The 18,683-nt window shown below is 56.8% G+C and carries 17 protein-coding genes; 5 read left to right on the forward strand and 12 right to left on the reverse strand.

The window, feature by feature from the left end; translation table 11 throughout:
• Positions 1-291, forward strand: a 291-nt coding sequence (locus BMY49_RS15005) for a zinc ribbon domain-containing protein (RefSeq protein WP_143058142.1), incomplete at its 5' end; no start/stop codon positions are given.
• 260 nt (positions 292-551) lie between these two features.
• Here the strand turns inward: BMY49_RS15005 and BMY49_RS15015 are convergent.
• Positions 552-1,709 (reverse strand): efflux RND transporter periplasmic adaptor subunit, encoded by a 1,158-nt coding sequence (locus tag BMY49_RS15015; RefSeq protein WP_054641028.1) that lies wholly within the window; start codon positions 1,707-1,709, stop codon positions 552-554.
• Between the two features lie 98 nt (positions 1,710-1,807).
• On the opposite strand from BMY49_RS15015, the gene BMY49_RS15020 reads away from it, so the two are divergent.
• Positions 1,808-2,458 carry a TetR/AcrR family transcriptional regulator gene (locus BMY49_RS15020; RefSeq protein WP_054645052.1) on the forward strand — a complete coding sequence of 217 codons (651 nt, stop codon included), beginning with the start codon at positions 1,808-1,810 and terminating at the stop codon, positions 2,456-2,458.
• 8 nt (positions 2,459-2,466) lie between these two features.
• Here the strand turns inward: BMY49_RS15020 and BMY49_RS15025 are convergent, their stop codons facing one another.
• The 10 genes from BMY49_RS15025 to ltnD all read right to left on the reverse strand — a co-directional run bounded on the left by BMY49_RS15025 (position 2,467) and on the right by ltnD (position 12,658).
• Entirely contained in the window at positions 2,467-3,339 is an 873-nt protein-coding gene (locus BMY49_RS15025) for an NAD(P)-dependent oxidoreductase (RefSeq protein ID WP_089675942.1), read from the reverse strand.
• 31 nt (positions 3,340-3,370) lie between these two features.
• Positions 3,371-4,831 carry an aldehyde dehydrogenase family protein gene (locus BMY49_RS15030; RefSeq protein ID WP_074211418.1) on the reverse strand — a complete coding sequence of 487 codons (1,461 nt, stop codon included), beginning with the start codon at positions 4,829-4,831 and terminating at the stop codon, positions 3,371-3,373.
• Between the two features lie 41 nt (positions 4,832-4,872).
• Positions 4,873-6,150, reverse strand: a complete 1,278-nt coding sequence (locus tag BMY49_RS15035) for a TRAP transporter large permease (protein ID WP_054641029.1) — start codon at positions 6,148-6,150, stop codon at positions 4,873-4,875.
• A complete protein-coding gene (locus BMY49_RS15040) occupies positions 6,147-6,710 on the reverse strand; it encodes a TRAP transporter small permease (protein ID WP_054645051.1) in 564 nt (187 codons plus the stop codon). Before BMY49_RS15040 ends, BMY49_RS15035 begins: the two co-directional genes overlap by 4 nt.
• Positions 6,711-6,770: 60 nt before the next feature.
• On the reverse strand, positions 6,771-7,769 hold the full coding sequence (locus tag BMY49_RS15045; RefSeq protein WP_054641030.1) for a TRAP transporter substrate-binding protein: 999 nt from the start codon (positions 7,767-7,769) through the stop codon (positions 6,771-6,773).
• A 112-nt stretch (positions 7,770-7,881) separates the two neighbouring features.
• A complete protein-coding gene (denD, locus tag BMY49_RS15050; protein ID WP_089675943.1) occupies positions 7,882-8,847 on the reverse strand; it encodes a D-erythronate dehydrogenase in 966 nt (321 codons plus the stop codon).
• Positions 8,848-8,922: 75 nt separating this feature from the next.
• Positions 8,923-9,720, reverse strand: a complete 798-nt coding sequence (otnI, locus tag BMY49_RS15055) for a 2-oxo-tetronate isomerase (protein WP_054645050.1) — start codon at positions 9,718-9,720, stop codon at positions 8,923-8,925.
• Between the two features lie 51 nt (positions 9,721-9,771).
• On the reverse strand, positions 9,772-10,431 hold the full coding sequence (otnC, locus tag BMY49_RS15060; protein ID WP_089675944.1) for a 3-oxo-tetronate 4-phosphate decarboxylase: 660 nt from the start codon (positions 10,429-10,431) through the stop codon (positions 9,772-9,774).
• Positions 10,428-11,723 carry a 3-oxo-tetronate kinase gene (gene otnK / locus BMY49_RS15065; protein WP_054645048.1) on the reverse strand — a complete coding sequence of 432 codons (1,296 nt, stop codon included), beginning with the start codon at positions 11,721-11,723 and terminating at the stop codon, positions 10,428-10,430. The genes otnC and otnK overlap by 4 nt, the downstream gene beginning before the upstream one ends.
• Positions 11,723-12,658, reverse strand: coding sequence for an L-threonate dehydrogenase (gene ltnD / locus BMY49_RS15070; protein WP_074211416.1), 936 nt, complete (start codon positions 12,656-12,658; stop codon positions 11,723-11,725). The genes otnK and ltnD overlap by 1 nt, the downstream gene beginning before the upstream one ends.
• A 154-nt stretch (positions 12,659-12,812) precedes the next feature.
• On the opposite strand from ltnD, the gene BMY49_RS15075 reads away from it, so the two are divergent.
• Entirely contained in the window at positions 12,813-13,847 is a 1,035-nt protein-coding gene (locus BMY49_RS15075) for a LacI family DNA-binding transcriptional regulator (protein WP_054641031.1), read from the forward strand.
• 51 nt (positions 13,848-13,898) lie between these two features.
• Here the strand turns inward: BMY49_RS15075 and BMY49_RS15080 are convergent, their stop codons facing one another.
• On the reverse strand, positions 13,899-16,031 hold the full coding sequence (locus BMY49_RS15080) for a PhoX family protein (RefSeq protein ID WP_089675945.1): 2,133 nt from the start codon (positions 16,029-16,031) through the stop codon (positions 13,899-13,901).
• Between the two features lie 295 nt (positions 16,032-16,326).
• On the opposite strand from BMY49_RS15080, the gene mgtE reads away from it, so the two are divergent.
• Both mgtE and BMY49_RS15090 read left to right on the forward strand, forming a co-directional pair.
• Positions 16,327-17,685, forward strand: a complete 1,359-nt coding sequence (gene mgtE / locus BMY49_RS15085) for a magnesium transporter (RefSeq protein WP_044630171.1) — start codon at positions 16,327-16,329, stop codon at positions 17,683-17,685.
• A gap of 129 nt (positions 17,686-17,814) precedes the next feature.
• Complete coding sequence (locus tag BMY49_RS15090; protein ID WP_054641033.1) at positions 17,815-18,558, forward strand: sulfite exporter TauE/SafE family protein; 744 nt, start codon at positions 17,815-17,817, stop codon at positions 18,556-18,558.
• Positions 18,559-18,683 lie beyond the last annotated feature (125 nt).

The following is an 18,683-nucleotide window of genomic DNA, read 5'->3' on the forward strand; positions in this document are numbered from 1 at the left end:
TTGATGACCAAGCTGGACTACAAGGCCAGGGAGCAGGGCAAGCATCTGGTCAAGATTGACCCGTGGTTTGCCAGCTCCAAGACCTGCCATGTCTGCCAGCACAAGATGGACGCCATGCCGTTGAACGTCCGGTCGTGGGAGTGCCCCGCCTGCCACACACAGCACGACCGGGACATCAACGCGGCGCTGAACATCAAGCATCAAGGCATTATCGAGCTGAAGGCGGAAGGGCTGTCCGTCTCTGCCCATGGAGGCTTGCGTAAGTCCGGCACATCGTCGGCAGCTGCCTGAGAAGTGGGAAGCCTCGCCCGTGGCGCGTCAGCGCGTAGGGCGGGGAGCAGTCACCAATGGTGCGTAGCTCCTGTTCGATAGGACGCGCGACCAAGGCTTCGATTTGTTCGGGAGTCGCCCCTGGGTACGGTGCCAGCACGGTGGCAATCCGCGCGACAAGGTGTGGGTCTTCCGCCCTGGGAAGGGTCTGGATAGCCGATAGCCCCGCGACAATGAGCAAGCCAAGCGACAGCGCCAGCAGGCGGCGATTAAACAACCACTCAATGCGCTGCATGGGCCACTTCCTCACTGAGCGTGACCTGCTGCCCAGGCGTGATGCGGTGAGTGCCACTGCTAATTAATCGCATACCGGGGGCCAACGTGCCGCGCACAAAGGCGTCGTCGCCTTCAGTATGCAGCAGCTCTACGCTCGCCTGTGCCACACGGTAGCGCTCATTTTCCTGAGGTTCGGCAACCAGTACGTTCCACAACCCGCGGTCGGCGGCACGTAGTGCAGATAGTGGTACCCAGTAACCGCTAGCGGGCTCGGTAATTGAGTAGTTCAACTCGGCCAAATCACCAGGCACCGCGCGGCTGTTACTTGTCAGCGCCACCACCAGTGTTTGCGTGCGGCTGTCGCTATCCACCTGGGGCAGGCGAGCGAGTACCTCACCCGTAATTGGCTGGCCATTTACGTGCAGCGTCACAGACTCCCCCATGGTGAACGTCGCCGCTAGCCGGGCTGGCAAGCCAAGGTGCGCTTCTAAGTGGCGGGTATCCACGATATCGAAAGCCGCCGTGCCGCTGCTCATCAAGCTGCCCACATCAATATGGCGCTCTACCACCCGCCCAGCGAAGGGGGCTTTTAGGGTGCTGTCTTCTAAGTCAGCCGTGAGACTATCGCGCTCGGCCGCTAGGGCAGCGAGTCGCGCTTGCAGGGTTAAGCGGTCGGTGCGGGCTTGGTCCAGCGCCGTGCGGCTAGCAAAGTTACTCTGATTGAGCTGCGCTTCGCGTTCTTCCTGGCGCTGGGCAAGGGCCAAGCTGGCACGGGCTTCTTCGCTGCGCGCCGCCACTTCGGCTAAACGGCTCTCCAAGCGGCGGGTATCCAGACGGGCGAGCACCTCCCCTTGTTCAACCGCATCTCCGCGCTCGGCCAGTACGGCTTCCACCCGCCCCGCTGGTTCAAAAGCCAACGACACCGACTGGCGCGCCACCACCCGACCGGTTAAGCGCACTTCCCGCCTCAACGCATCTGCCTCGGCAAGCGGAATGGTTGCCACCTGTAATAAAGCGTTATCTGCCCCCTGCTGGCGTGCCTGCTGGGCACTACTGTGCTGGCTGGTTAGCAGGAGTATTACCACAACGGTAGCGCCTATCATCAGCAGTGCCGCCAGCATGCCGCGCAGCCGATGCCCCCAGGAAGTGTTTAACGTGCCCATGTTGGCCTCAAATGATTTATTCTTGAACGATAACGTTCACTATAATATGTGTACGCCACCGTTCAATAATTATTTATGCTTGGGCAGAGGTTAATTGCATGACAGACGCTCAACCGCCGTCATCTGACCAAAAACGCAGCGCGGGCCGCCCTAAAGATATGGCCAAACGTAATGCGATGATGGACGCTGCGGCGTGCCTGTTTTTCCGTAATGGCTTGGAGGCCGTCACCATGGAGGCCGTTGCGCGGGAGGCAGGCGTTTCCAAAGTAACGGTGTATGGGCACTTCACGTCTAAGGAAGCGCTGTTTGGCAGCGTGATTCGGCGGGAAACCGCGACGATTCGGCAAGGGTTGGAACAGCTCCCCGACACCCACGACGCGGTACGCCAGTCGCTCATTGAAGTAGGCATCGGCATGGTGCGCTTTTTACTGGAGCCCCATGTATTGGCGGTCGAACGGGTGATGAGTCAGCAGGGCGAGCAGCACCCCAAGCTGTTACAGGCTTTTTTTGAGGCAGGCCCCTGGGCTATTAGCCAGTGGCTGCGGGAAAAACTGGAAGGACTGGCCAGCGCAGGCCACCTCACCCTGCCCGCCCCCGCTCTAGCCGCTGATCAACTCTGCAGCATGTGGCAGGGGATGCTGACCAAAGAAGTCCGTATGGGCGTACGCCCACCGCCCACGGATGACGAGCTAAAGCGCCAGATCACCAGCGCTGTAGACGTGTTTTTAATGGCGTATGGCCGACGTTGATGCTCAGGCTATCGGCGTTCTAATACGCCGATTAGTTCAGGTATTGATAGTTGCTGATCTTCCACCGATTGGTATAAATCTCGAACGACTTTGGCAATACCACCTTCCACAGCTAAGTCGTGGGTCATTGTGTGGTAGTAACCGAGATCCTTGCTTGCATTGGCAATCGTAAACCTGAATCCAGAAGGGTCATTGTCAGCAATATAAGGGCGCAACCGCTCAAGCACGACCCCCCCACCGCCGCCTGCACCAAGCACATCAAGCAAAGCATTATCACTGATGCCTGCTTTACGTGAAGCGGCAGTGGCTTCCGCCAATACCGCAGAAAAGCCCAGCGAAACAAAATTGTGCAACAGCTTAAGAGTGTGTCCCGCACCAACTTCGCCTGCATAGGCAATATTTTCGGCAAAACCCTGCAGCAGAGGCAGCATTTCATCGAACAGCGCCTTTGGCGCGCCAACAATCAAGTTAAGCCGCCCTTCTGCTGCTTCTTTAGGCGTGCGTGTCATGGCGGCATCCATAAAGCGTCCGCCTGCCTCCGTGACTCTGACAGCGACTTTTTCTGTCGAACTAGGTAGAGCAGTGGAGCAATCTACGATAACACTGCCAGGGACTAGCCCTTCTAATACGCCATTGGGTTCAAACAACACGGCTTCTACTTGAGGCGAGCCAGTAACGCACAGAATCACCACCTCTGCGCTCTGTGCCACCTCCCGACCAGAACTCAGCGCACTGGCGCCAGCGGCCACTAGATCATCCACTGGCTGATTACCTGGGTGTTCAAGAAAACATACCTGATAGCCAGCACGTAGCAGGCTGCTGGCGATCCCGTGGCCCATCAGGCCTACGCCGACGACGCCTATTTGGCGAGATGTTGTCATTATAATAACTCCTTTTACGTAGATGTCCGTGCTAGCCGTGCTTGATAGCGATAGTCTTGATACGTGTATAGCTTCTCAGCCCTTCAAAGCCCTTTTCCCGACCATGTCCTGAACGTCCAACACCACCAAAGGGAAGCTCTACGCCACCGGCAGCTCCGTAGTTATTGATGAACACTTGGCCACTGCGGATACCTTTTGCCAAGCGTAGCTGACGTCCGCCGTCGCGAGTCCAAATACCGGCACACAGGCCAAAATCGGTGGCATTAGCGAGTGCAAGCGCTTCGGCTTCATCCTCGAACACCTGCACCACCAGCACGGGGCCAAACAGCTCCTCCCGAAGCACTTCATGCCCATCCGGAATATCGGTCAACAGTTGAGGCAGCACGAAATGGCCTCCGGATGGTACGCTCGACGTTAGTTTTCCTATAGCCGCGACGCGAATGCCATCGGCTTTGGCCGCCGACAAACGTTCTTCCAGCTTAGCTTTTTGGCGCGCGTTGATTAATGGACCACAGTCGGCATCGGCTTCACCGGTATCACAGCGCAGGGCGTTAAAGCGCTTGCATAGATTATCAATTACGTTATCAGCGATTTCACGCTGTACTAGCAGACGGCTACCTGCGGAACAGGTCTGACCAGCATTCTGGATAATCCCACGTACCACCGCAGACAGCGCTTCCTCCAAATCTGCATCGGCAAACACGAGTTGAGGCGATTTCCCACCTAGCTCCAACGTGACCGGCACATGGTGCTGCGCGGCCGCTTGGGCAACATGTGTGCCGGTTTCAGGTGAGCCGGTAAAGGAGAGGTGGTCAATCTGAGGATGGGCAGCCAGCGCCGCGCCCGCTTCAAACCCTAGCCCCGGCACTACATTGAGTGCACCAGGGGGCAACCCATGCTGTACCGCCAGTTCCGACATGCGCAGCACGCTCAGGCAGGCATCTTCGGCGGGCTTAAGCACGATAGTGTTACCTGCGGCGAGTCCAGCCGCCACGCAGCGCCCGAAAATTTGAGAGGGATAGTTCCAAGGAATAATTTGGGCACACACACCGTAAGGCTCGCGCAGTGTCATTACCGCGAAGTCGGTTTCAAAGGGAATGGTCTCACCGTGAATCTTGTCCGCCGCCCCACCATAAAAGCGAAAATAGCGTGCACAGGCGGATATATCCCCTTTGGCTTGGGTCATGGGCTTACCGGTATCGGCGCACTCGAGCTGTGCTAGCTGTTCATGATGTGCCTCGATCACATCGGCAAAGCGCAACAGCCATTCGCTGCGCTTACGAGCAGACCAATGAGCCCACTCGCCTAACTGTCCGGAAAAGGCCAGCCGTGCTGCTTTTACTGCTGCATTTACCTCCTCCACTTGGCTACGTGCAATGCGCGCCAATGGCTCTCCAGTGGCAGGGGCCTCTACCTGTAACGTAGCCGTCGTCTTTATCCACTCTCCACCAATCAGTGCCTGCTGCGGTGGAAAGGTCATTAAATGTGACATTTATCACTCCTTTATTATCTTTATTAAATGTAATGTCTTTTCTATCCGTAGAAGATATTCACTAATCCCATTGAAATCCAAGGCATATAAGTAATCGCCATCAAACACGCCAGCACTACTAGCACAAAGCGCACCAGCCACGGCAGCATTTGATCAATGGAGATTTTGGCAACAGCGCAAGCCGCAAAAAGATTCACCCCAAGAGGCGGCGTAATCATGCCCAGCGCTAAGTTGACCACCATTACCAAGCCAAAATGGACAGGATGGATACCAAACTGAATCGCGATCGGCGTGAGTATCGGGGCCAGAACTAAAATCGCGGCCGATGTTTCAATGAACATGCCGACAATTAGCAGCAGTGCATTCACAACCAGCAAAAACATCATCGGGCTTTCAATGGTGTTGGTGACCAACGTGGCAATTTGTGCCGGTAAACCTGTGCGGCTTAACAAAAAGCTAAACAGCGCGGCCGATGCAATAATCAACATCACCGCCGCCGTTGAGATCACGCTTTGGCGCAAGATAGGCCCTAGGTCAGCAAGCTTTAATTCGCGGTAATAGAACGCGCCCACAATGAGTGCGAAAAACACCGCCACGGCCGACGCTTCAGTGGGGGTAAAAATCCCTCCGTAAATACCGCCGATCACCACCACCGGCATCAGCAGCGCCACCCAGGCACGCTTAAGCGAAATCATAAAACCGGTGCTGTCTTTGTAATCATCTTTACCGTAGCCACGCACTTTACAGAACAGGTAAAGAAAGATGATAAGCGCCATACCAATCAAAATGCCGGGCCCAATACCTGCCAGAAACAGCTGCCCAATGGAGGTATCGGTACTCACGCCATACAGAATCAGCGGAATAGAAGGGGGAATCAGCACGCCCAGTTCCGCCGATGACGCCTGAATAGAGGCCGCTAGCGGTTTGGGATAGCCGTGCTTAACCATGGCTGGAATCAGAATGGCACCAATGGCAAAGGTTGTGGCCACGCTGGAGCCGGACACCGCGGCAAACATCATGCACGTTAAGACGCAGGACATGGCAAGGCCGCCTTGCACGCGCCCAACGATGGATTTTGCAAGGTCCACCAAGCGTTGTGAAATGCCCCCGGCGGCCATTAAATTACCCGCCAGAATAAAGAACGGTATCGCCATCAGCGGAAACTTATCGATACCAATAAACATCTGCTGTGGAACAAGTAATAATGGCAGGCGCGTAAAGAACTCGATGCCAATAATAGAAGCGAGCACGATAGAGATCGCAATCGGCACGCCAAAGGTAAAGAGCACGATCAGCGATAGTCCAATCACCATATTCATGAGGACGCTCCTTCTTTGGAACGCGACGCATGGGTGGACGTTGGCTCATCGGTCAGCACTTCGCTGTTTTCTGGCCCTACTTTCTCGCGGCCACTGAGCTGCGCGGCTAAACGGGCGATCACTGACACCATCGCAAAGCTAGCACCCATGGGAATCGCGGCATAGGCCCAGGACATGGAAATGTTCATGCCCGACATCACCTGGCTATTCACTCGCAGCGTCATTTGAATGCCGTAGTGCACTAACACGCCCAATACCAATAGGCAGCACAGCACAATCGCCATTTCCAGCATCATGAGCAGACGCGCAGGCATCCATTTATAGATGACCTCAACCGCCATCATATAGCCACCACGAAACGTAGCGGCAGCGGCCATAAACACACACCAAATCATGGACGTTCTAGATGCCACCTCGGTCCAGGTAGAGGGCGCATTAAACAAAAATCGCGTAAGCACCTGATAGAAGCTGAGCGTGACCGATATGACCAACATCAACATAGCAATCATCAGGGCAATACGGGTTAACTGATGCTCTAAACGAAGCAATACCGCTAGCATAAAAGGTCACCGTGCCTAGGCGGTCTCTGGCATCGCCAGAGACCGCAGTGAAGGAAGTGCTTAACAGTTGCCCGCTTTTTCACGGATGCGTTCTAGCATGTCGCTACCATACTGTGAGGTGAAAATTTCGTAGGCGGGTTCTACTGCCTGCTGGAAAGGAGCAGGGTCGATCTCTGTTCTTACTGTCATCCCATTGGCTTCCAACAGCGCAACCCCTTCCCGCTCAAGGCGCGATACTTCTTCGCGAGTGGCGTCTACCGAAGCTGCTGCGGCCTGCATAAACCAGTCACGCTCCTCTTCGCTGAGGCCATCTAGCAAGATCGGTGAGCCCAGTACGATGGCCGGTGAGTAAACGTGCCCGGTCAGGGAAAGGTAGTCCTGCACTTCCCAGAAGTTGGTGGCTACAATGACCGTAATCGGGTTTTCCTGGCCATCGACCGTGCCTTGTTGAAGCGCGGTGAATAGCTCCGGGAACGCCATCGGTGTTGGTCGTACGCCCATTTGGCGGAACGCTTCTTGGTGTACTGCGTTCTCCATGGTGCGGACCCGTAACCCTTCCGCATCCGCTGGGCTAGCAATTTCACGCTGACTGTTAGTGAGGTGACGGAAACCGTTTTCTGACCACGCCATACCGACCAAGCCATGATCGCTCATCTTCGCCAGCAGCTCGTCACCGATCTCGCTGTCCAGCACACAGCGGGCTTGGTCGTAGTTTTCAAACAGGAACGGCAAATCCAGCACGTAGGTTTCCGGCACAAAGTTACCCAGTGGGCCGCTAGAGGTAATCACCACATCCACGGTGCCAATCTGCAGGCCTTCGATCATTTCTCGCTCGCCACCGAGAGAGCCGGAGGCGTGCTCAGTGACCGTAAAGGCTCCGTCGGATAGACGTTCTAGTGTCTCTTTAAACGCCTCGGCACCTACCGAGTAGTGAGAGGTGGAAGAGAGCGTGTGCCCCAAACTGATATCCGTGGCTGCCTGAGCGTGCAGTGCAATGCTGGCCGTCGCCAGGGCGCTGATAGCAGTCACGAGTGCATGTCGAGTGAAGCGCTTGGTCATGATAAATCCCTCTTTATGTTGTTGTGAGGGTGAGTAGTGAAGGAGGCGTTGGCGTCTCCTTGTGGCGTTCTGCCCTATCGGCAGTGGGGTGAATCAGATGGGCAATAGCCGTTCATGGGTGCTGCTCAGCCATAAAGCTATCGATGATTTGGGTAAAGTCATCGTCGCCGACAAAGCCAAGCTGACTCGCTTTTGCAGTTTCAAAGCGGGCGGGCCAACTGGCGACAATGGCTTCGATACGCGGGTCGGGTGCATGTTTAACGAGCGCTAGGGCCTGCTCCCCGGCCGCCGTGCGAAGCGCTTCAAGCATAGCGGCGACGCTCACCGTAATGCCCGGCAGCATAAACGCGCGAAACGGTGCGAGTGCTTCACGAGGTACCTGGGCACCATGCTCCAGCGCATCGACCACTTTGCCCGGCGACATCACAAACATTTCAAGGGTGGTGGGCACAGGGCAGATGGCCTCTTCACCATTGAGCGGCTCACGCAAAATGCTGGAGGCAAAGCTGGAGGCCGCGGCATTTGGACGGCCGGGGCGGATCACGATGGTGGGCAAGCGAAGCACCAAGCCATCAATCTCGCCACGACGGCTGTAATCATTGATGAGCAGTTCGCACATGGCCTTTTGGGCACCGTAAGAGTTCTGCGGATGCAGGGCGGTCATGTCGTCAAGCACATCAGGCAGTGCGCCGCCATAGGCCGCCACGGAGCTAGCCATAATGAAGCGCGTGTCGTACATGCCACGGGCACGACAGCCTTCTAGCAATGACCGCGTAGCATCAAAATTGACACGCATACCGAGTTCTAAATCGGCTTCTGCGGCAGAGCTGACCACGGCCGCCAAGTGATAAATCACGTCAGGGCGCTGATCTAACACCTCGTCTAATGCGTGCGGCTGAGTAATATCCACTGCTCGCGACACCACAGTAATCGTGCCTGCTGAGGGCGACGGCGCTTCTACTTGGTCAATCAGCGTTAGCTGCGTGATCGATTGCTGACGCAGCTCACCACGCTGGATCAACTGCTGCGCGAGGCGCTGGCCCAAAAAGCCAGCGGCACCGGTAATGGCAATGTGCATGATGCGATTCCTAATGTTGCGTTGTTTTTGTATTAGTGAACGTATGTGCGACTGGCGCTGGCCAGAACAAGCTGCTTAATGCGTGATTAATCCCCACGGCGCTCCCCATCCTAGCCCCGCTCGTGTAGCCGTTTTGGGGTGGTATTCACACCCTACCCAACCGCGATACCCCAGCGCGCTTAAGCGTTCAAAAATAGCGGGGTAATGCACTTCGCCCACATTAGGCTCGTTACGATCAGGCACGCCGGCGATTTGAATATGGCCAATAGCGTTAAACTGACGCTCTAGGTGACGAATTAAGTCACCATCCATGATTTGGCAGTGGTACAGGTCAAACTGAAGTTTGAGGTTTTTGGCGCCCACCTCGTCAAGCACAGCCATGGCCTGCGTTTGGCGGGAAAGAAAAAAGCCGGGCATATCACGGGTATTTATCGGCTCAATCAGGACATCTTTGCCTACTTTTGCCGCCTCGTTCGCCGCAAAACGTAGGTTACTAATATAGGTGGTGTGATGCTCTGCTTGGATCGCGGCATCCGCGTTGTCAGGCAAAAGCCCTGCCATGGCATGAACCCGCGGGCAGTTAAGGGCCTCGGCATAGCTCAGCGCTGCGGTGACCGAATCACGAAACTCCGATTCCCGCCCTGGTAGGCTGGCAAGACCACGCTCCCCGGCTTCCCAATCCCCCGGCGGCAGATTAAACAGTACCTGCTCCAACTGGGCCTCTTTCAACGCGTGCTGCAAGTCACTCGCAGCAAACGCATAGGGGAATAGATACTCCACCCCTTTAAAGCCGGCCTCTGCAGCAGCGGCAAAGCGGTCGATAAAGGCGTGTTCGTTAAACAGCATGCTGAGGTTGGCGGCTAATCGAATCATGGGGCGCTCTTGTCGTTATGGGCGTTATTAAGTGCTTTGTTCAGTGCGTCGCTAGTCGCGTGGAAAACACGCTTCCAGTTCGGCGACCTGCTCTGGCGTCAGCCCTCGCGGGTTCTCGCCCCGCAGCAGCAGGTAAAGCTTGGCGGTCTCTTCCAGCTCTTCGGTGGCATACACCGCCGCTTCTAGATTTTTGCCTGCTACCACTGGGCCGTGGTTGGCCAGCAGTACCGCGCTATGCTTGCCCGCCAGGCCCCGCACTGCTTCACCCAGCTGGGGGTCGCCAGGAATGTGATAAGGCACCAGCGGTAACTTGCCCACCCGCATGACGTAGTAGGCAGTGAGTGGCGGAATACAGTCGCAGGGGTCTACCCCCGGCAAACACGACACCGCCACCGAATGAGTGGAGTGAAGATGCACAATGGCACCGGACTGCGGGCGCTCGGCGTACATAGCCATGTGTAAAAACTGCTCTTTGGTAGGTTTATCGCCACTGAGCAGTTGGCCGTGCGGGTCCAGATGGGCAATACGCGCGGGGTCCAGCCGCCCTAGGCAGGCGTTGGTGGGCGTCATCAGCCAGCCGCCATCGTCTAACCGCACGCTGATGTTGCCGCTGGAGCCCATGGTGAGGCCACGGTCGAACAGCGATTTGCCGAGCGTACTGATCTGCTCACGAAGACTGTTATGGTCATGGTGACGCAGGTGCACGCTCATGCCAGCACCTCAAACGCACGGGTAAAGAAATCCACGCCGCCAAAGTTGCCGGACTTGAGCGCCAGCGACAACGGCGCATCATGCCCAGGCAGAGGAGCTTGGGTCCAGGGCACGCCGGGGTCGATCTGCTCACCGATGCGCAGGGTCGTCACGCCTAACGCGGAGACCACTGCACCGGAGGTTTCGCCGCCCGCTACCAATAACCGGCCCACGCCTTCCTGCACTAACGTTACCGCCAACTGGCTTAATGCCTCTTCAACAAGGTGCCCTGCTCGCTCCACGCCGAGCGAGGCTTGCGCGTTTTTCACTTTTTCTGGATCGGCGGAGGCGTAAATTAATACCGGCGCGTTGTCGGATAGCCGCTGCCGCGCAAACGCAAGCGCCTGCTGGTGTTGCTGCTCTCCCTCTGCCAGCGCCAGCGGGTCAAGCGCGAAACCGCCGTCAGGATGCTTGGCCACGAAATCCGCCACTTGCGCTAGCGTGGCCCGTGAACAGCTACCTGACAGTACCAAAGCCCCGCCAGTAGCAGGCGCTAAACGCCCTGGCTCTGCAATGTCTTCCAGCCAACCCAGTGCGCGGTACTGAGCGGGCAGCGCTTGCCCCAGGCCAGAGCCGCCGGTGACAAGCACCATTGTCGCCGTGGCCTCGGACAGCACGTCCAAATCCTGCTCATCCAAGCTATCGCAGATCACATGGCGTACGCCTTGCTCGGCGAGCGTCGACAGATGAGAGCGGGTTGCCTCTGTCCCTTTGGCGAGTACGGCCCGGTTGGCCAAGCCCACCGGGTGTGGCGTTTGGCGGGAGAGCACACGGACCAAATCAGCATCCTGCATGGGGTTGAGCGGGTGGTGCTGCATGCCGCTGTCGTTCAGCAAACGGTCACCAACAAACAGGTGGCCTTGGTACACCGTGCGGCCATTAATGGGAAACGCAGGTACCATCACCGTTTGATGGGCATGAAGCCGTTCCAGCAAGGCATCGGCCACGGGGCCAATGTTGCCTTCGTCAGTGGAATCAAAGGTGGAACAGTACTTAAAGAACAGCTGGAGAGCGCCCTGCTCGCGTAGCCACTCAAGTGCTGCCAGAGAATCGGTCACGGCGTCTTGCACTGGGCAGGAGCGGGACTTGAGCGCGACAACGACCGCATCGACATCGTGCAAGTCCACCGCTTCTTGCGGCACGCCAATCACCTGTAGGCAGCGCATGCCGCCACGCACCAAGTTATTGGCGAGATCAGTGGCTCCGGTAAAGTCGTCGGCGATAGCGCCCAACACGATTCCCTGATGGCTCATTACTTCGCTCCCTCGGCATCGTTGGCCGCTTCTGGCAACGCAATGCCCGATAAGCGCTGATAAACCTTAATCACCGCTGAGTCATCTTCCCGCCCAAAGCCTGCGCCGCTGGCCGCAGTAAATTGCTGCAACGCGCTGGCAGCCACCGGTGTTGCGAGTGAAAGCTCGCGACCTGTTTGATGAACAATATTGAGGTCTTTGACGAAGATATCGACCGCTGACAGCGGCGTGTAATCACCGCTCAAGATATGCGGCACGCGATTCTCAAACATCCAGGAGTTACCCGCCGAATGGGTAATCACCTCATAAATCACCTCGGGGTCGAGTCCCATACGAATACCCAGCGCCATCGCCTCGGCCGCAGTTGCAATATGCACGCCCGCCAGCAGTTGATTCACCAGCTTCATACTGGAACCTACCCCTGGTGTATCGCCTAAGCGATACACTTTGGCCGCCATGGCATCTAATACCCGCTGCGCTTTGTTGAACACTTCCGGCTGACCAGAGGCCATTACCGATAAATCACCGCTTTTAGCCTTGGCAGCGCCACCGCTAATGGGCGCATCCAGCATCCACAACCCCGCCGCAGAAAGGCGCTCGCCTAGCTGCTTAGCTTGGCTGGGTGCCACGGTGGCGCATTGCAAGATCACGCTACCCGGCGCTAGGTGGGCAACCACGCCCTGTGCCCCGAAAAGCACCTCTTCAGCCTGTTGGCCATTCACAACAATCACCAACACAACGTCACAGTGGGCGAGCTCGGCGGGCGTTGCGACACTATTACCGCCAGCAGCGCTGAATACTTCGCGTGCACCGCTGGCAATGTCACAGCCGGTGACCTGAAAACCTTTGCTCAGTAGCGCAGTGGCAGTGCCCATACCCATGGCGCCTAAGCCAATCACGCCGACTTGCTGGGATTGCTGTTGATCTTGACTCACCTGCCGCTACCTCACTGTTGTTTTTAGCAGCCACGTTTAGCAAAGCTGCTCGAAGCTTTTATCATTGAATGGTAGCGCTGTCATGATAGCGCTACCATTCCTTTTAGATTATTCTTTTCGTCATCACAAGCTGAACAATAGGGGCGTTCGACCAATGTCTAGAGACTTTTCGCATGCTGCTAAGCAGCGTCGTCGCTCAGATCAAGTGACGCTCAGCCAAGTGGCTGAAGCTGCGGGCGTCTCACCGATCACTGCTTCTCGAGCGCTTAATCATCCTGAAAAAGTCAGCGAGCGCACGCGTAATAGCGTACTGAAAGCGGTTGAGCAGCTAGGCTATGTGCCCAACCTCGTGGCGGGCAGCCTCGCCTCTTCGCGCTCTAAACTGATTGCCGTCATCGTGCCTTCTCTGATCAACACGGTATTTGTTGAAGTTATCAAAGGCCTTCAAGAGACCTTAGAGGCAGAGGGGTATCAAATACTGCTGGGCAACACCGACTACGATCTAGACCGCGAATATCAGTTAGTGCGCACGTTCTTAGGCTGGTCATGCTCGGCGCTGATTACCGCTGGGCTACGCCATAATCAAGCTTGCCAGACGCTTCTGAACAATTGGGAGCATCCCATTATGGAAGTGATGGAGCTGGGCCAAGGTATGGACTTGAATGTTGGGCTAGACCACGTCGCAGCGGGACGCTGCATGGCGAAACACTTAGTCGATAAAGGCTATCGCCACATCGTTTATGTCGGGGCAAGAATGGCTCAAGACTACCGCGCTGGCATGCGCTATGAAGGTCATCAAGAGATGCTTCAATCAAACAAAATAGAGACACCTTTAATAGAACTCGACACGCTGGGCAGTCTACAAGCAGGTGCGGATAGCTTGACACAGGTGTTGACTCACTACCCCCATACACAGGCCATTCATTTTGCCAACGATGACCTCGCAGCGGGAGCCCTACTAGCCGCGCAACGACAAGGCCTTAGTGTGCCGAATGACATTGCAATTGCAGGATTCAATGGACTGCCACTAGGCCAGCATGTCACTCCTCAGCTCACCACCATTCTCTCACCTAGAGAAGAGATGGGCCGCTTAGCCGCCAAAGAACTTATACGGCGCCTAAGCGGCAAAAACGTCTACCGCCGCCAGCACGACGTGGGGTTTACGCTACAAGTGGGGGGGAGCACTTAAGCATGCAAGGCTTAAGCGGGCAGTGTCTAACAACACTGCCCCTAATCAGTCTTACACCCCCACCGGCCCACCATCACGCTTCTGAATCACCACGGTAGCCGCACGCGGGCGTACTTGACCACTCGCCGCCGCAGTGGCGTCTTGCACCAACGCACTAGCATCCGCTGGCCAGTTGCCGGGGTGCTGGATGTTGATGAACAGCGCGGTTTTATCTGGCGTGGCAAAGATGCCGGTAACTTCACAGCCGTTCGGGCCCACCGCAAAGCGTTTGAGCTGCTGCTGGTTGCTGCTGTTGATCACCGGCCCTGTACCGCGAATATCCTCTAACCCCTGGGGCACCACGGCCAATAGCTGGTCGTTGGTGTGCTCGGTAACGCCTTCATAGCCGTTGTCGGTCTGAATCCAGAGAATGCCTTGGCCGTCTTCACGCTCGTCGAACCACAGGCCATCGGGGCTGGCAAACTGGTTCATCTCGTTTAGCCCGGAGTGGTTATCCGCGTCATCGGCGGCTGCGCCAAACACAAACACCTCCCAGGTGAAGGCGTTGGGCAAGCGGCTCTCCCGCCAACGAATCACGTGCCCGGCCTCGTTATTGGCACGCGGGTTAGCGGCGTTCGCAGGGGCGGTAGCGAAGCCAACGCCCGGCTGGGTAAGATCGCTGCCGTCGTTGGTGAAGGTGGCATCGGTGCCCTCTTCACTGCGCTGGGTGTTATTGGTGAGCGTTAGATACACCTCACCCGAGGCCGGGTCTACCGTGGCCCACTCGGGACGGTCCATCGGCGTGGCGCCCAGCAGGTCGGCGGCATCGCAGGTGTTGATGATGATGCCTGCCAAGTCGTTCTCGGCCAGGCCAAGTGCGGCGGCCAGCGTGCGACCATCCTGGGTCTTGGCGCTCGGTGTGAGTGGCAGCCACTCGCCACTGCCATCAGCATGGAAGCGCGCCACGTAGAGCGTGCCGTTATCCATATATTTACTGCCAATGGCGAGGCGGTCGTACTCTGCGCCGGGGCGGTTGGCATCGGCGGGATCCCAGGCGGCATCAGAGACGTACTTATAGACATACTCGTTACGGGCATCGTGGCCTGAATAGTAAACGATGGGCTTGCCCGCTTCTAATTTGCCCAGCCAGCACCCTTCATGACGAAAACGCCCCAGCGCCGTACGCTTCACCGCACGAGCACCGCTGTAAGGGTCGACTTCTACCTGGTAGCCGAAGGTACGTGCCTCGTTGCGGTAGTCATCTTCGGCACGCTCACCGCGTGGAGTGATGTCAAAGCGCGCAAACTCACCGTTCTGCTCGGTGGCGTCGCCCGCTGAGGTATCCCAGCCATAGCGGCTTTTATCCGTAGGAATACCGATGCGCGCATCATCTTGGAAGCGCTCGCCACGGTTGACGAAGATATCGGGCCAGTTCTCTTCACAGGCGATATAGGTGCCCCAGGGCGTCACGCCGTTACCGCAGTTGTTGTTGGTGCCGCGGGTTTGCGTGCCGTCAGGGGAGAACTGGGTTTTTACGTAGTCGCTACCCGCCACGGGGCCGGCGAGATCCATCACCGTGGCGCTGGTGAAGCGGCGGTTATAGGGGGAGTTGGCAACGTGAGACCACTGGCCGCTGGCGTCTTTCTCTACTTCGACGATCGTCACGCCATGGGCGTTGATTTCAGTGCGTGACTCGTCCGCTGGGCGCGCGCCCGCTTCGGCATTGGTCGGCCCACCTTGGGGTGCCCACAGCGCTGCTTGGTCGATGTACTCGTTGTTTAGCGCCAGCACTAAACGGCGCGAGGCGTTATCCGCATCCAGGGCAAAACCGGCCATGCCGTCGTGATGCATGCCCACGCTCATCGCTTGGCGCTCGGGCGTCATGGGCTGGTCGGCCTGCCACTCTTGGCCTACTTGCAATGGCGTGCCCCAGGGCACTAACACCTGGGCTACGTATCCTTCCGGCACAACGATGGCGTCGGTACGAGAACCTCGCACCGCTTCAAACGCGAGGGTTAGTGGCGTCTTCGCCTGTTCGCCTGCGAGTGCTTGAGCCGCACCGCCAAACCCCAGCATAGAAGCAGCCGCCAACCCCAGGCCGCCCCGCATTACGTCGCGCCGGGAGACGTGCTGAGCCAGTACCTCGGCAAATGGCTGGTTATGGCTGTGGTTAAACAAGCGGTGATCTTCGATTTCCTTGCTCATGGAGCCCCTCGTAGTCATGGACATGGTCATAACGGTTTTTTGAAGAGGCTAGTAGCGCAAAATGAAATATGTATGACGGGTAAGCGACTTTTTAATGACGGCTCGATGGCAGGCGCTATATGAATAATGCTGCGGATAAGCTCATCAGCCACCATGCGTCACTACGCTCTCCTTAATTATGCCGGTCAATAAGCCTGCATGGCTTTCAACCCAGGCTATCGCTAAGATTCATAGTGAGCCATCAAGCGCTTTCAAGTAGTTGTGTTAAAAATTAATTCCCCAAAGGATGGACTCTATGCGCGATGAAGAGAAATACACCAACACCGAGGAGCAGCTGCTCTATCTTCAAAAGTTACTAGACGAAGAAGATACAGCCGCCTTAAACGAGCTGTTTAATGAGCTCGATATTTTAGCGATTGCGCGCACTCTTGAGTCTTTTCCCGCCAAAACCCGTGATTTGCTGTGGGAGTACATTCCAGAAACGATGCTCGGCGAGGTGCTGGCCGAAGTCGATGAAGACATCCGTGCCGACTACATCGAAGACCTGACCGCCAGCGACGTTGAGCAAATTGTTAAGGGCCTGGATGCCCAGGAAGTCGCCGAAGTTCTCGATGTTGCTGACGAAGAGATCAAAACCACCGTCTACGCCAGTCTAGACCAGGAGATCCGCGCCCAGGTCGAGAACCTCTATACCTATGAAGAGGACATGGTTGGCCGCTACATGGACCCGGAAACGGTCAATGTGAAGCAGGGCGTGTCGCTGGAAGCCGTGCAGCGTTACATCCGTATTCACCACCTGCTGGACGATGACTCTCAGCAGATCATGATCACCGACAAGGACAAGCGCCTGCTGGGCACCCTGACGCTGATCGACTTGGTCAAACAGCCCCAGGAGAGCACCGTGGACGAGTTCATGGACGATGCTCCCTACACGCTCAACGACCAGATGAAAGTCAGCGAAGCCGCCGCCCTGCTGCGCTCCAAGGAGCTGCCCTTCGTGCCGGTGTGTAACAGCGACGGGCTACTGGTAGGCCAGCTGAACGCCGCCGACGTACTGGAAATTACCCAAGACGATGCCGACATGACCTTGAAACACATGTCCGGCGTGAGCGACGAAGAGGAAGTGTTCACCCCGATTTTGCGCAGTGCCAAGAGCCGCGGCATTTGGCTTGGTATCAACCTATTAACCGCCTTTCTAGCCGCCTTTGTGATCGGTCAGTTTGAAGCGGTGCTGGATCAAATTGTAGCGCTCGCTATCCTCATGCCGGTGGTCGCTAGCATGGGCGGGATTGCTGGCAGCCAGACGCTAACGGTGGTCATTCGCGGCTTAGCGCTTGGGCAAATCGCCGGTAACAACAAGCAGTGGCTCTACAACAAAGAGCTGTGGGTGGGCATGCTGAACGGCTTGGTATGGGCGCTGGTGGTCGGCGGTATTTCCTACCTGTGGTTTAGCGACCCGCTCATTACTCTGGTCATCACGCTGGCGATTTTTATCAACATGAGCCTCGCCAATATGTCTGGTGTACTGATCCCCTTGGTACTCAAAAGGCTGCAAATTGACCCTGCTCTATCCGGCGCGGTGATCCTGACCACCGTTACGGATGTCGTTGGCTTTCTATCGTTCTTGGGGCTGGCGACGCTGATTATTTTGTGATCAACGTGATGACAAGGCGCGGCTGCCTTTCTATTCGCCCGCTAACTTTTATCTAATGCTATGCTGTTGTGCCCCGCCACTGCGGGGCTTTTTTATGTCGGTCGCTTTTGAACACTTTGAGAGGCTCCCATGCTCCCCGATTACTCCCTTATCGCCTGGCTGTTGATTATCTTTTCTGTCTACCTCACCGGCGTCTCTAAAGGGGGCTTTGCAGGCGGTTTTGGCACGCTCTCGGTGCCGTTGATGGCGCTGGCGATTAGCCCGACCCAGGCAGCCGGGCTGCTGCTGCCGCTATTGCTGGTGATGGATGCATTTGCCGTCAAAGCGTGGTGGGGTAAGCACGATAGCGCGGAGGTATGGCGCTTTGTGCCGGGGCTGTTTATTGGAGTGACGGTGGGCACTTTGCTGTTTGGCAGCCTGAGCGAGCAGGGCGTGCGGCTGGTGCTGGGCATTCTCTCGGTCGTGTTTGCGGCCTATATGCTGCTCAAGCCCGTGGCGAAAAAACCCATTTCCACCTACTGGGCACTGCCCGCCTCTAGTGTGTGCGGCTTTACCAGCTTCATTGCCCACGCGGGCGCGCCACCGATGAACATGTACCTGATGCCGCGCAAGCTCACGAAAGAGACCTTTATTGCCACCTGTACGGTGACCTACGCGGTGGTAAACACTATCAAACTAGGCCCGTATATGTGGCTAGGCGAAGTCAACATGACCAGCGCCTGGGCCTCGCTGCTGCTTGTGCCCGTTGCTTGGATCGGGGTGCGTAACGGCCTCTGGCTACAGAGTCGCGTCAATGAAAAGCTGTTTTACCGCTTAGTCATTCTGGCCATGTTCTTAGTGGGGATTAACTTGGTGTGGCAGGCCGTGAGTTAGCCCCCTATTAGTGACTGCTCCCCGCCCTAAGCGCTGACGCGCCACGGGCGAGGCTTCCCACTTCTCAGGCAGCTGCCGACGATGTGCCGGACTTACGCAAGCCTCCATGGGCAGAGACGGACAGC

Source organism: Vreelandella aquamarina (genome assembly GCF_900110265.1).
Lineage (GTDB): Bacteria > Pseudomonadota > Gammaproteobacteria > Pseudomonadales > Halomonadaceae > Vreelandella > Vreelandella aquamarina.

Excerpts from the sequence above, each read along its gene's own strand:
- otnI (WP_054645050.1), bottom strand. The coding sequence starts at position 9,720 with ATGATTCGATTAGCCGCCAACCTCAGCATGCTGTTTAACGAACACGCC.
- BMY49_RS15075 (WP_054641031.1), top strand. The coding sequence starts at position 12,813 with ATGTCTAGAGACTTTTCGCATGCTGCTAAGCAGCGTCGTCGCTCAGAT.
- BMY49_RS15030 (WP_074211418.1), bottom strand. The coding sequence starts at position 4,831 with ATGTCACATTTAATGACCTTTCCACCGCAGCAGGCACTGATTGGTGGA.
- BMY49_RS15090 (WP_054641033.1), top strand. The coding sequence starts at position 17,815 with ATGCTCCCCGATTACTCCCTTATCGCCTGGCTGTTGATTATCTTTTCT.
- BMY49_RS15025 (WP_089675942.1), bottom strand. The coding sequence starts at position 3,339 with ATGACAACATCTCGCCAAATAGGCGTCGTCGGCGTAGGCCTGATGGGC.
- otnK (WP_054645048.1), bottom strand. The coding sequence starts at position 11,723 with ATGAGCCATCAGGGAATCGTGTTGGGCGCTATCGCCGACGACTTTACC.
- BMY49_RS15080 (WP_089675945.1), bottom strand. The coding sequence starts at position 16,031 with ATGAGCAAGGAAATCGAAGATCACCGCTTGTTTAACCACAGCCATAAC.
- BMY49_RS15040 (WP_054645051.1), bottom strand. The coding sequence starts at position 6,710 with ATGCTAGCGGTATTGCTTCGTTTAGAGCATCAGTTAACCCGTATTGCC.
- BMY49_RS15045 (WP_054641030.1), bottom strand. The coding sequence starts at position 7,769 with ATGACCAAGCGCTTCACTCGACATGCACTCGTGACTGCTATCAGCGCC.
- BMY49_RS15020 (WP_054645052.1), top strand. The coding sequence starts at position 1,808 with ATGACAGACGCTCAACCGCCGTCATCTGACCAAAAACGCAGCGCGGGC.
- BMY49_RS15015 (WP_054641028.1), bottom strand. The coding sequence starts at position 1,709 with ATGGGCACGTTAAACACTTCCTGGGGGCATCGGCTGCGCGGCATGCTG.
- mgtE (WP_044630171.1), top strand. The coding sequence starts at position 16,327 with ATGCGCGATGAAGAGAAATACACCAACACCGAGGAGCAGCTGCTCTAT.
- denD (WP_089675943.1), bottom strand. The coding sequence starts at position 8,847 with ATGCACATTGCCATTACCGGTGCCGCTGGCTTTTTGGGCCAGCGCCTC.
- otnC (WP_089675944.1), bottom strand. The coding sequence starts at position 10,431 with ATGAGCGTGCACCTGCGTCACCATGACCATAACAGTCTTCGTGAGCAG.
- BMY49_RS15035 (WP_054641029.1), bottom strand. The coding sequence starts at position 6,150 with ATGAATATGGTGATTGGACTATCGCTGATCGTGCTCTTTACCTTTGGC.